We start from the raw sequence: 12569 nt of genomic DNA, 5'->3' as shown, positions 1-12569 counted from the left end.
CCGGAGGGCGTCAGGCGGTCTGCTTGAGTGCCATCTCGGCATCGCGCTTGATGCGCTTGACCATGGAGCGAAGGCCATTGGCGCGCTGCGGCGACAGGTGCTCGTCCAGGCCAAGTGCCTTCAGCGTCGCTTCCGCATCGGTTTTCTGGATTTCGCTGGCGGTCCGTCCGGAAAACAGCGCCAGCATGATGGCGACCAGACCGCGCACGATATGGGCGTCCGAATCCCCCGTGAAGGTGATGACCGGATCGCTGCCCGGTCCCTGTTCGGTGGTCAACCAGACCTGGCTGACGCAACCCGGGACCTTGTTGGCGGCATTGCGCTCCTCATCGGGAAAGGGAGGCAGCGCCTCGCCGAGCTCGATGACGTAGCGATAGCGGTCCTCCCACTCGTCAAGGAAGGAGAAGTCGTCGCGGATCGTCTGGATCGTGGTCGTCATAACCCGGATATAGTCACGCGGCGGCCCCGCGTCACGGAAAAAACAAGGACACCGCGGGCGTCGAGAGGGCAGACGGCCCCGCGGTGCGCCGCCGAGACGGCTTAATTCTTGACCGGCAGGTTGACAGTCTCGGGCAGGACGATCTCTTCCGCCACGCTGCCCGTCATTGTCGAGGTATCGGGGCCGCTGGACTTGTCGTCCAGCATGGCTGCCGCGATCTTGGCGGTTTCCTTGGCACGCGCGGTGATGGTGTGCATCGCCGACTTGCCCGTTTCACAGACGTCGGGCTTGCGCTCGCAGATGCCGGCAATGTCGCCCACCGCGTCGCGTGCCGCGAACAGGGCCTGGATCGGCCCGACGCTTTCCTGCCCCGGCTCGTCGGAACCGACACTCAGCGGCAGCGCCAGCAGCACCAGTGAAAACCAGAAAGCCATTCTTATCAGGAAGAACATGCCTTGCCTCTCGTCGTGACCGGATCATGCATCATATGGCATGACCTCTTTTATGGGCAGGATGTTGGCACACAGGCGCAAAGGACGGCTTGCGCGCACAGCGACAATTTTCCTCAAATTTTAGGCAAATTCGAAACGAACCGTTTTGCCATGGATTTGTTTCATATCGGGACGATTTTGGTTACCTCTTGATAACTATGTATCCTGCTGTTTCCATTGGATTCTTTTGGAATTCGGCCGGTTCTCTTCTAGTCCATGATCCGGTGACGGCAGGCGTTCGCAGATAACCCTCCATTTACTATGGCGGCATTTGCCCGGGTTTTCGGCCGCCGCGATCCCGATATTTGCCACGGGCCGGGCTTTGGTCGGCCCTGCCTTATCCATTCCTTAAACGCTGGATGAGAGTTTCGGAGCCAATCAAAACAATCTGCATAAGCAGAGCTGTTCACGACGAGTGCGAGTGCGTTGAGTTGATGCCGATCAAGGCCAGATACGCTGAATTGCCTGGCGCGATTGCCGCCGGTTGCGAACGTATGGTCCATCCCTCCATTCTCGGGCAGAGCGGCCGCGAGCGCCAACGCCGTTTCATCGGTGTCATGCTGGCAGCGCCATTCTTCGCCGCCGGTGCCGCTGTCACGCTGGTCACATCAGGCATGGGCGCCGCTGTGACCATGGCCGCCATCTTCGCCGCCTTCGGTCTGTGCTGGTTCGTCGCCTTGCTGGTGGCGGCTACCGGCAAGATGCCCGTGGCGGCACCGATTGTCCTGGCGATGGCGGCTGTTGCCCTTGGCGGTCTGATCGCGGCCGCCGGCGGGTTGAGTTCTCCCGTCGCCGTGCTTGCCGTGGCGCTGCCCTTCGAAGCTTGGTGGATCGGCGCTTCGCGGCGTGCGGCCCTGTGGGGAGCGGTCTCGGCCATTCCCGCCATTGCCCTTCAGCCTCTGGCTGCGGCCTTCTTGCCCTTCGCGGGCGCGCAGATCGCGGCCTGGCACTGGCTGGTGCCGCTGGCCTGGGCGCTGACGCTGATCCCGCGCCTGTCGCCGTTTCGCGATGGCGCCGGTGCGGCCGATACACTCGATACCGGCGATCGGCTGGAAGACATCATCGACGCGGTGATCCTGCGGGTCGCCCGCCATGGCGAGGTGCTCGATGCGTCCGCCAAGGCACGCACGCTTTTGAAACTGCCGCCGGAACTGCTTTCCGGAACCGGCTTCTTCGACCGTGTCCATCTGTCGGACCGTGTCTCCTATCTCAGCGCCCTGGCCGACATGCGCGATGGTGCTGCTGCGCGCCGCCTCGAATTGCGCGTCAGGCTGCCCCAGAACGGCAATGGCCAGAATGACACGCGCTCGATGGCCGACAATTACCGGCCATTCCTGCTCGAACTGCTGCGTGGCGAGGAGCAGAGCGACGTCTTCACGCTGGTGCTGCGGGAGAATGACGAGACTGCCCGGCTGCGTGAGGAACTGGCGCAGGCCAATGAGGCGGCGGCCGCCGCGGAAGTGGCCAAGGGCCGGTTCCTGGCGGTGGTCAGCCATGAGTTGCGCACGCCGCTGAACGCCATCATAGGCTTCTCGGACATGCTGCTGCATGAGATGTTCGGCGCCTTCAAGGATCCGCGCCAGAAGGAATATGTCACCCTGGTGCGGGATTCAGGGCAGCATCTTCTGGCCGTCGTGACATCCATACTCGATGTCTCGAGGATCGAATCGGGTGCCTACACGGCGGACCCGGAGCCATTCCGGTTCATGGAAGCCGTCGACATGTGCCAGTCGATGATGCGGCTGCAGGCGCAGGCCAAGAACATCGACCTGCAGACGCAGATCGCTCCCGACGCCGGCGACATCAATGCCGATCGCCGCGCCGTGCAGCAGATGCTGATCAATCTCGTCTCCAATGCGATCAAGTTCACGCCCGACGGCGGCAATGTCGTCGTTGGCGCCAAGCGGATCGGTTCGCGCCTGCATTTCTGGGTCAGGGACACCGGCATCGGCATTGCCGAGGAGGATTTCGCCAATCTCGGCAAGCCCTTCACGCAGATCCAGAACGACTATACGCGCCGTTTCGAGGGGACCGGGCTTGGCCTTTCACTGGTGAAGGGGCTGGTGGCGCTGCACGAAGGCACCATGTCGATCGAAAGCATGCCGGGCGAGGGCACCACGGTGACCATCAGCCTGCCGGTCAACGGGCCGAAGGGTCGCCCGGCGAACGAGGCAGGGGTGCTGACGATGCCGGTGACGAGGGCGAAAGGGGACAGAAATGGCTCGCTCCGCAAAACAGCCTAAACCGGTCAAACGCCGCAGCAACGCCTTCCAGGACGGCGCCATTGCCGTCGGCGGGATGATTTCGCGCAACCCCGTCCTGGTGGGCGGATCGACGGCATTCCTGGTGACGCTGTTCTATGTCTCGGCGAATGCGCTGTGGTATCAGCCTTTCCCGCATGCCGGGGCGTTCTTCGCCACCCGCAATTTCCAGGGGTTTCCGCACACTGCCTCCGACGAGCCGGAGACGACGATCAACATCGTGCGGCCCAATGCGGCGCCCGCACCGATGAAGGGCGATCCGGTGGTCGAGCAGGTGCAAGGCATATTGAAGGACCTCGACTTCTATTCCGGCACGGTCGACGGCATTTCCGGCCCCAACACGCGCAAGGCCATACAGGCCTACCAGCAGAAGGTCGGTCTCAACGCTTCGGGCGAGATCGATGCCCTGTTGCTCGATCAGCTTGGTGCAACGCCGAAGACCGCCTCCGTGCCCAAACCGCAGCCGCGCCCCGATACGCAGGCCGCCGTTCCGGTGTCCCTGCAGACAAATTCTGGACAAACGAATTCCGGGCAGGCGAATGCCGGGCAGACGGATGCCGCCCAGGCCCAGGGACCTGACCCCCGCATCGTCAAGATCCAGGCCGGGCTCAAGGCGTTCGGAAATGACGACATGCGGCTGGATGGTGTCGTCGGCGCGCGCACCAAGGCGGCGATCAAGGAATTCCAGTCGCTGTTCGGCCTGCCGCAGACCGGCGAGCCCGACGAGATCGTCTACGTCAAGATGCGCGAGATCGGTCTGACCAATTGAGGTCCGACCAACGAGGCCGAAACGACGGCTCGCCGAGCGGCGGAATTATCGCTAGATAGCCCGCACGCTTTCGGAGCTTTCTCATGCGCGTCACATCGGATCTGTGGGTTTCTGCCTTGCTGCGCCGCGTTTTCGGCGCCGGCGGATTTGCCGCCGTGGTCAACCGCGGCGCGACCGAGGCCGGTGCTGTTTTCGTGCTGACGCGTGGTAGGCTGGGTGACGTCGCCCTCTACGGGCCGGCGCCGCAGACAAGCTACGATTCGGCCAAGCCCGACGACCGTTTCTTCAGCCTTCTCACCGCCGGCGATGATCCGGCCGTGCTCGATGCCCGGCTTGAAAGGGAAAAGAAATTCGATCCCGATATCTGGGTGGTGGAGATCGAGGCCGGCACCGTTCCCGTCGAGGAGCTTATTTCCGTGAAGACGCCCTGAGGGTGGGAGCGGTGGCATCGTCGCTGTACGACGCCTGGCGGCTGTCGCTGTTTGCGGGCGACGCATCACGAACCATTCTGGAGAGGGCCTCGGCCTTCCATCCCCGTACCCGGTCCAGAGCCACATCGCGATGTAGCAGGCGATAGCGGTCGAGATAGGTACGGATGGCCTGGGGATGCGGGAACAGGCTGGGATAGATGGCAACCGTGATCAGGAAGGCCCTGTCTTCGCTGAAGTCGAGCGAGCGCAGCGCCGCGAGCAATGATGCATAGTTCTGGCCGGCAGTCAGCGAGCGTGCGGTCGAGAAATCAATGTCGAGTGCGTCCGCAAGCGCGGTCTGGAAAAACGCGGCGTTTCCCGTCAGCGCCGTCTCGCGCAGTTTGACATAGGTATCCGAGCCGGGAAACGCATCGACCCTCGCCGCCGATGCTTCGTCGCCGGTGCGCATCATCGAGCGCAGCCTGCGCCGCGCATTCTCGGCGGCAATGCCGGGAGACTGTTGGCTTGAAGCATTGTCCTCGGCAGCTTCCGCATCCGCGGCTGCGACGGTTGGCGGCGTCGAGGCTTGCACGTCCGGTTCTCGCACCCGCACCAGTGTCGGCCGTTCGAGCGCCCTGATCAGGTCGGCAATGGTCGGGTTCAGGCCCTTGCGGCGCGCTATGGCGCGCGCATGCGGCAGGCCGTGCCTGCCGATCAGCGCGATGAGGTCGATATCGCTGACGGCGCGTGAGCGGATCAGCAGCGGCGCGGCAATGTCGACCGGTTCCTCGCAGAGGCGCCGCACGAGTGCTGCGGGCGCATATTCGCATTCGGAAAGGGCGGCGGCGACGTACCGTCGCGATTCGACGGACACATCGTCGAACAGCGGCAGCGTCAGGTCTTCGAGCTGGCCGATCTCGCGCCGTGACGGGCGGGTCAGCGAGCAGAACGCCGACACCGCGGCGCGGAACAGCCTCTCGGCCTTGCCCGATTCCGTCCGTATCGCGATTTGCCTGAAGTCCGAAGATGACACGAAGGATACCCGATACTCGATACACAGCCTTGGCCACGCTCAACCGGGACCGTGTCGGTTTCGCGATTGCTCCGGTCAGAACCGCCTGACCTCAAGACAAAGTTCAAGTTAGCGGTGATCCGTTAGCGCTCCGTTAACCCTCTGCCGGCCTTAATGATATTTGGAGGCGTTGCGTTGTGCTCCGGGGAAACCGAGAGGAATGCGCGAATCATGGGCATGGTACTGTCTTTCGTGCCGCGTGCGGCACCGACCAATCGAGCCAAGCAAACCACCGAAATACCGGCGGCGGTGATCATCTTTCCCGGCATCCGTTATGAGCGGTCCAGCACCGGCGAAGTTCGGCCCGCCGGCCCCGACAAGCCGGGATCGCCACGGACGCCGGTGCCGCACCACTGAAGCCGCGGCCTAGTCCGTCAGGCCGTCAGTTCTGCGCCTCTGGCCAGACCAATTCCAGGAAAAGTGTGGAGAGGCTTTCCCGGGAAAAGCGCGCAGTGCTTCCCTGGGGAATTGCGCCAAAGACAAAGGGTCTAGAAATCCTGCAGCTCGCAGGAACTCTGGTCGAGAAAGCGTGACACGATCGGCTTCCAGCTGTCGTCCGGAACGAAGCTTCGGATGACGAAGATGCCCTCGTCGATCGGCGCTTCGACGAAGATCGCTCCCTGTAGGTCCTCGGGCAAATCCTTGCGCACATCGATCATCTGCGCCGGCGTCAGCACCACGGCATCAAGCTTGCCGTCGGTCGCCGTATGATCGTTGAAGGAATAGATGTTGTGGCCGTTGCGGTCATAGACCGACACCGACCAGAAGGGGACGTTCCCCGGCGCCTTGATCCGGACCATGCCTTCCTCGAGATCGAACCGGCAGGCCGCGGCGTAGAACAGCGGGTCGACCGATTTCACCACCGGCGCGCCGCCCGCCTCGGCATCGAGCCGGTTCATCCGGTAGAGGTCGGATGCCATGGACAGTCGCGACCAGGCATCGCGTTCCGAAAATTCCGGCACCAGAAGCAGCACCACGATGTGGACGATGCCGGCACCGACCAGACCGAGCAGGACGGCGTGAAAAAGACGGCGCAGCGCGGCCAGGACATTACGCATCGCAGCCGGCCTTCACGATCCTGGGCAGCGAGACGTCCGACAGGCCGGTGCTGCTGGCGATCGGCGTGTCGTAGAAGGTCAGGACGAAATACATCCGTCCGGAACCATTGGTCAGAAGCCAGTTGCCGGGCATGGGGTGATGGCCGACCGAGATGGTCACCGAATTGTCGGCCTGGCGCAGTACCTCGTAGGATTGAAGCGCGGCAAGCCGCGGCTTGCCGGTTTCGACGACGCCGAGCGATTGATCGGCGGCATAGAGCGTCCAGAAGCGGGCGGTCGGGAATCCACCCTCTATCCTGTAGCTGCATTCCCGCTTGAGCTGGTCGCCGGCAGCGTCATTTTCCGCGACGAATGACAGGCCTTCGGCGCGGCCGAGCGCAAGCACGCCCTCGCGCGCCACGCGAGCCTTCGAATAGGGATCGGCTGCTGGCGTGCCGATGTCGGGGAAGGCCGTCCATTGGCCGATGCGGATGGCGCCGACACCGTCCTGGATCTTCAGCGCATACCAGACGCTGGCGCCGCCGCCGCCAATGGCTATGGCAAGCGAAAGCAGCATCAGGAAGGCGTTCTTGAGCATGAAGGGCCGCGTGCGCGAAGGATTACCGTTCGGGGATATCGCGGCGCGGGGCCTCGTGGCAAGCGGGCGCGATGGATTTGCCTGTTGGCTTGCTCTGCGCCGAGGCCGAAGTCACAGCGCCGAGAGCGTTTCGGGCGAGGCGGCGTCGAGTTTGGGCGCGGATTGGAACAACTGCGTCATGTCCCTCAGCGTCTGCGTGGTCCGGCTGGACAGCACCGCCGGGCGTTCGGCGGCCGCGTCGGCCGCGGCCTGTTCCTCGCCCTTCTTCTGCGCTTCGGCCGCCTTGGCCGCGATCTCCTCGTCGATGAACGGCTTGTCGATGCCGGGGATCGGCTTCAGGTCGATGTTCTGGTGCGCGTAGACCATCAGGCGCTGCCACACCATCGCCGGCAGCGAGCCGCCCGTCATGTTCTTGGTCGGGGTGAAATCGTCGTTGCCCAGCCACACGGCCGCCGTGTAGTTGCCGGTGAAGCCGACGAACCAGGCATCACGATAGGATTGCGTCGTGCCGGTCTTGCCGGCGACGACGATGTTGGGAATTTGCGCGCGCCGCGCCGTGCCCATCACCGGCACGGCCGCCAGCATGGTGTTCATGGATTTCAGCGCCTGCTCGGACAGCACCCGGTGCGGGGGCGGCGCATCCTTGGTCCAATCATACACCACGTCGCCGGTGCGGGTGACAAGCTGGGTGATGCCATGCCTGGAACCGACGAAGCCGTTCTGGGCGAACACGCTGTAGCCCGTCGCCTGGTCCATCACGGTCATGCCCGAAGTGCCGAGCACCATCGTCTTGTGCGCCTCGAGCGGCGATTCCACGCCCATCGCCTCGGCCATCGCCTTGATCGGCGCGATGCCGAGATGGTCCTTGGCCAGCCGCACCGGTACGGTGTTGATCGACTTGGCCATCGCCATGATCAGCGTGATGTTGCCGGCCGATTCGCCGCTGTAATTGTGCGGTGACCAGTTGCCCCAGCTGATTGGCCCGCCTGAAATGATCGAATTGGGCGTAAAGCCGTGTTCCATCGCCGTGGCGTAGACATAGGGTTTGAAGGACGAGCCGGTCTGACGCAGCGCCTTGGTGGCGCGGTTGAACTGGCTGGCGCCGTAGTCGCGGCCGCCGACGATGGCGCGGACCGCGCCATTGGTCTCGATGACCACCACGGCACCTTCGGTGACGTTGTACTCCTTGCCGAACTGGCGCAGGTGGAACTCGACGGACTCTTCCGCGGCCTTCTGGATGTTGGCGTCGAAGGTGGTGTGGGCAACCAGCGAATGCTGGCCGGGCTTGGCGATCTTCTTGACCTCGTCGAAGGCCCAGTCGAGGAAATAGTCGGGGCTTTTCTGTTCGCCGCGGTCGACGACGTCGGCCGGATGCAGCCTTGCCTGCAGCACCTGGCCTTCGGTCATGAAGCCGGAATCGACGAGGTTCGACAGCACCACATTGGCGCGTGCGCGCGCCGCCGGCAGGTTGATGTGTGGCGCGTATTTGGTCGGCGCCTTGAACAGGCCGGCCAGCATCGCCGCCTCGGCGAGATTAAGATCCTTGACGCTCTTGCCGAAATAGAAGTCCGCCGCCGCCTCGATGCCGAACGTGCCGCCGCCCATATAGGCGCGGTCGAGATAGAGCTGCAGGATTTCCTTTTTCGACAGATTGGCTTCGAGCCACAGCGACAGGAAGGCTTCCTTGATCTTGCGCTCGAAGGTGCGCTCATTGGTCAGGAACAGGTTCTTGGCCAGCTGCTGGGTGATACTTGAGCCACCCTGGACGACCGAATTCGCCCGCACATTCTCGAAGATCGCGCGTGACAGGCCGAGTACGTCGATGCCGTAGTGGTCGAAGAAGCGCCGGTCCTCGGTGGCCAGCACCGCCTTGATGACATGGTCCGGCATCTCGTCGACCGGCACGGAATCGCGCTGGATGATGCCGCGCTGGCCGATCTCGTTGCCATAGCGGTCGAGGAAGGTGACGGCGAAGTCGCCTTGGGCGCGCCAGTCGCCGGCCGTGTCCTGGAACGCCGGAATGGCCAGCGCCAGCATCACCACCACGCCGCCGGCGCCGAGCGTGAAACCCTCACTCAAGATCTCGATGATGCCGCGCCGCCAGCCCTTGAGACGGAAGCGCCGCGAGAAGATCGTCGCCGCTTCCCAGAACTGCCGGGCCTTGAACCCGATCTCGTAGAGCGAGGAATCGATCCAGGCGTCCAGCGCCAGAAGGCGCGACGCGATCGGACCTCTTCTCTTGCGCGGTTCAGGGCTGACCATTCAAAAACCCGGCTCGGCTGTGGCGTGACCTGAAAACCGCAAGCCGGCAATTTCAGGGCAGCGCCCTGTCCCGACTATTCATCCATTTTGTGGGTGCCACAAGGGCTGCGAGGACACAGCTGCAAGGTTTGTCGACGAGAGGGCAGGGGCAGCCATGATTGGCGCCACCTCGAAACCGCGCTTCGTCGACTGACTGCGATCAGCCTGTCATAGACGGGTGCTATGAATGGTCATCGCGGCGAGGCGGCCATGATGGCCGTCCGTAGCAGGACGTGCGCGCCGATCACTGCGTCGCCAGGTTCCACATACTCCGCCTCGTTGTGGCTAAGCCCGTCACGGCACGGCACGAATATCATTGCGGCAGGCGCGACGCGGGCGAGGAACAGCGCATCATGGAAAGCGCCCGATATCATCTGCTTGTACTGAAGCTGCAGGGAACTGGCGGCCTCCTCGACGGTGTTGACCATATCCGGCGAGAAGGCCGCCCCGGGCATATCGAACGATCGCTTGATCACTGCCGTGCAATGCTGGGCCTCTGCTTCCGCCGCGCAGACCTGGCGGACCTCGGCTTCTATGACATTGAGCTGCTCTGCCCGCGGATGCCTGATATCGACGGTGAAGGCCACCGATTGCGGTATGGCGTTGATCGATCCCGGCCTGGCGGCGATCCGGCCCACCGTCAGCCGCGCGCTGCTGTCGAGCGGCATGATTGTCGTTTGCAGCCTGTGTATCGCGGCAATCGCGGCGACCATCGGATCCCTGCGGTAGGCAAGGTCTGTCGTGCCCGCATGACCGGCAGTGCCCTGGATGGAGACTTCCAGCCAGCGCGTACCCTGGACGGCGGTCACGACACCGATCGGCAACTGCTCCTTTTCCAGTGATGGGCCCTGTTCGATATGCAGCTCGAGATAGCCTGATATCGGCATGCCGGTTGGACGAAGGGCAGCCTCCGGCAAGGCGGTGATCGTCGCCTCCAACTCAACTGCGAGGAGTGCACCGTCGGCGCCGACAATGGATTTCCACGCGGCGGTATCCGCACCGGTGAAGGCCATGGAGCCCATGACGCCCGGCGCGAAGCGGCTGCCTTCTTCATTGGCCCAGGCGACGACCTCGACCGGCATTCGGGTTTCAGCCCGTGCGTCCTCCAGCGCCTCGAGCACCTCGAAGGCGGAAAGCGTGCCGAGCGCACCGTCGAAGCGCCCACCTGTCGGCTGGCTGTCGAGATGGCTGCCGATCAGGAGCGGTGGCAGCGTGGCATCCGTACCCTCGCGGCGAATGAAGAGGTTCGCGATATCGTCCTGAAAGACCGTGAAGCCACGCTCCAGGGCCAGGTCAGCCAGGAGGCGCCGGGCCCTGCGATCCTCGACGCTGAACGCCTGCCGGTTGACACCGCCGGCTGGTGTCGCCCCGATCCTGGCGAAAGCGTCAAGCCGCCCGAGCAGTCTGTCGCCGTCAATCCGAGGCGTCAAACTCATCGCTTGAGGCCGCTGATGAAGGCCTTCACCCGCAGCGGATCGACTTGGTTCCACCAGACGCCATCATGTTTCAGCGAGCTGGCGACGATGACGCCGTCGACAATGTCGAGAATGTCGTTGGCATTTTCGGGCGTCACGCCGCTGCCGACAAGCGTCGGCAGCCCGGCCGCGTCCTTGATCATCCTGATGTAGCCGAGGTCGGCGGCGTGGCCCGTGCGCTGGCCGGTGGCGATCACCGCATCGGCATCGAAGAACACCAGGTCCTTGACCTGTTCCTCGACCGGCCGGTCGCCGACGATCGCATGGGCGCCATGCTTGACATGCGCATCGGCGAAGATGCGGATGCCGTTGGCGCGAAGCCTGGCACGGAAGCGCATGGCGCGCGCAGCCTCGCCTTCGATAAAGCCCTCATTGGCGACATAGGCATTCGCCCACTGATTGACGCGCACGAAGGAGGCACCCGAGGCGCTGGCGATCGACAGCGCGGGGATGGAGGCATTGGCGAGCACATTGATGCCGATCGGCCGGCCGAGTTCCCTGCGGATGCGGTCGGAGACGACGGACATGTAAGCGGAGGTCTCGGGGCCGATATCGTCCGGCTTGGCGAAGGGCACGTCGCCATGGTTCTCGACGATCACGCCGTCGCAACCGCCATCGAGATAGGCTTTGGCATCGTCGAGGCCGCGCTGGTAGATGGCCTCGACCGCCTCGCCATCGTAGCGCGGCGCGCCCGGCAGGGGCGCCAGATGCACGACGCCGATCACCACTTTCTTTCGACCGAAGATCGATTGCAGCGCGTCATCGGCGACCTGCTTGGAGCCGATGGAGTTGGGGGATTTTGTCATGCGGTTTCCGCTTCCGTCGTTTCCATGAGTATCTTCATCTCTTGCCTGTCGGGGCAGGAGCCGAGCGTGCCGGGGCGACCGACCGAAATGGCCGCGGCTCGTACCGCGATCCGCGCTGCCGCGGCGAGGCCGATCCCGGCCGCAAGGCAGCCTGAGAGGCAGCCGCAAAAGACATCGCCCGCGCCGCTGGTGTCCACCACGTCCACCTTGGGCGCCGCGAACCGGTCGATCCGTCCTTCACGGTCGGCAACCAGGCAGCCGGCCGCGCCAAGTGTCACGATCGCGCTGTCGGCGCCTTGACGGATCAATTCGCGGGCCGCCGCGGCTGCATCGCCGGTTCCGGTCAGTTGCTCTGCTTCGCCTGCGTTGACGACAGCGAGGCTGACGGCACCCAGGCACGGTGTCGAACCGACCGCAAGCGGACTCGGATTGAGGATTGTCATGGCGCCCGCGCTGCGCGCCGCTTGCAGGCAGGCTGTCGTTATATCGGGAAGAAGATTGCCTTGCATCACCGCGATGTCGCCGCGTTCGATCGACGTCGCGAAACCGCTGTCGGCCAGCGGATCGAAGGCGGCGGCGCAGCTGGCGCCGGTGACGATGAGGTTTTCGCCCCGCTCATCGACGATGATCGTCGACCGGTCGCTGGGCAGCGCCAGCATTGTCAGATGGCTGGCGTCGAGGTCGCGGCTCAGCTGTTCCCGTATCCAAAGGCCGGCGGCATCGTCGCCGATCGCCGCATGGAAACGGACATCGGCTCCGGTGCGGGCGGCGGCCACTGCCTGGTTCGCCCCTTTGCCGCCAAGTCCGTCAACATGACTGGACGCGTTCAGCGTCTCGCCAGGCCGCGGAAAGCGGCCCAGCTGAAACGTCGTATCGACGCAGACATTGCCGACGACGTGGACGCGCATGG

At 64.0% G+C, this 12569-nt stretch carries 13 protein-coding genes; 4 read left to right on the top strand and 9 right to left on the bottom strand.

Annotated elements, in window-relative coordinates; all coding sequences use genetic code 11:
- Positions 1-10: 10 nt before the first annotated feature.
- On the bottom strand, positions 11-439 hold the full coding sequence (locus CK227_RS22400; RefSeq protein WP_095770788.1) for a SufE family protein: 429 nt from the start codon (positions 437-439) through the stop codon (positions 11-13).
- Positions 440-540: 101 nt separating this feature from the next.
- A complete protein-coding gene (locus CK227_RS22395; protein WP_095770787.1) occupies positions 541-891 on the bottom strand; it encodes a DUF5330 domain-containing protein in 351 nt (116 codons plus the stop codon).
- A gap of 533 nt (positions 892-1424) precedes the next feature.
- Here CK227_RS22395 and CK227_RS22390 point away from each other — a divergent pair.
- The 3 genes from CK227_RS22390 (at position 1425) to CK227_RS22380 (ending at position 4391) form a co-directional block, all read left to right on the top strand.
- Entirely contained in the window at positions 1425-3173 is a 1749-nt protein-coding gene (locus tag CK227_RS22390; protein WP_095770786.1) for a HAMP domain-containing sensor histidine kinase, read from the top strand.
- Positions 3148-3960 carry a peptidoglycan-binding protein gene (locus tag CK227_RS22385; RefSeq protein WP_095770785.1) on the top strand — a complete coding sequence of 271 codons (813 nt, stop codon included), beginning with the start codon at positions 3148-3150 and terminating at the stop codon, positions 3958-3960. The genes CK227_RS22390 and CK227_RS22385 overlap by 26 nt, the downstream gene beginning before the upstream one ends.
- An 83-nt stretch (positions 3961-4043) precedes the next feature.
- A complete protein-coding gene (locus CK227_RS22380) occupies positions 4044-4391 on the top strand; it encodes a DUF1491 family protein (protein WP_095770784.1) in 348 nt (115 codons plus the stop codon).
- Here the strand turns inward: CK227_RS22380 and CK227_RS22375 are convergent.
- Positions 4369-5403 carry a hypothetical protein gene (locus CK227_RS22375; RefSeq protein WP_095770783.1) on the bottom strand — a complete coding sequence of 345 codons (1035 nt, stop codon included), beginning with the start codon at positions 5401-5403 and terminating at the stop codon, positions 4369-4371. The two genes, CK227_RS22380 and CK227_RS22375, sit on opposite strands and share 23 nt — an antisense overlap.
- Before the next feature lie 210 nt (positions 5404-5613).
- Here CK227_RS22375 and CK227_RS22370 point away from each other — a divergent pair, with 210 nt between their 5' ends.
- Positions 5614-5799 (top strand): hypothetical protein, encoded by a 186-nt coding sequence (locus CK227_RS22370; protein WP_095770782.1) that lies wholly within the window; start codon positions 5614-5616, stop codon positions 5797-5799.
- Positions 5800-5930: 131 nt separating this feature from the next.
- Here CK227_RS22370 and CK227_RS22365 read toward each other — a convergent pair whose 3' ends face one another.
- The 6 genes from CK227_RS22365 to CK227_RS22340 form a co-directional block, all read right to left on the bottom strand.
- Positions 5931-6500, bottom strand: a complete 570-nt coding sequence (locus CK227_RS22365; RefSeq protein WP_095770781.1) for a DUF1254 domain-containing protein — start codon at positions 6498-6500, stop codon at positions 5931-5933.
- Positions 6493-7077, bottom strand: coding sequence for a DUF1214 domain-containing protein (locus tag CK227_RS22360; protein WP_095770780.1), 585 nt, complete (start codon positions 7075-7077; stop codon positions 6493-6495). Before CK227_RS22360 ends, CK227_RS22365 begins: the two co-directional genes overlap by 8 nt.
- 111 nt (positions 7078-7188) lie before the next feature.
- The gene (locus CK227_RS22355; RefSeq protein ID WP_095770779.1) at positions 7189-9339 is read right to left on the bottom strand and encodes a penicillin-binding protein 1A; all 2151 of its coding nucleotides are present in this window, start codon (positions 9337-9339) and stop codon (positions 7189-7191) included.
- A 230-nt stretch (positions 9340-9569) separates the two neighbouring features.
- Entirely contained in the window at positions 9570-10814 is a 1245-nt protein-coding gene (locus CK227_RS22350) for a Zn-dependent hydrolase (RefSeq protein ID WP_095770778.1), read from the bottom strand.
- Entirely contained in the window at positions 10811-11659 is an 849-nt protein-coding gene (locus tag CK227_RS22345) for a BtpA/SgcQ family protein (RefSeq protein ID WP_095770777.1), read from the bottom strand. Before CK227_RS22345 ends, CK227_RS22350 begins: the two co-directional genes overlap by 4 nt.
- Positions 11656-12567 (bottom strand): ribokinase, encoded by a 912-nt coding sequence (locus CK227_RS22340; protein ID WP_095770776.1) that lies wholly within the window; start codon positions 12565-12567, stop codon positions 11656-11658. The genes CK227_RS22345 and CK227_RS22340 overlap by 4 nt, the downstream gene beginning before the upstream one ends.
- Between the last annotated feature and the right edge of the window lie 2 nt (positions 12568-12569).

It is taken from the genome of Mesorhizobium sp. WSM4308 (assembly GCF_002294905.1).
Taxonomy (GTDB): Bacteria; Pseudomonadota; Alphaproteobacteria; order Rhizobiales; family Rhizobiaceae; genus Mesorhizobium.
This window is presented reverse-complemented; position numbering and strand designations above follow the sequence as displayed.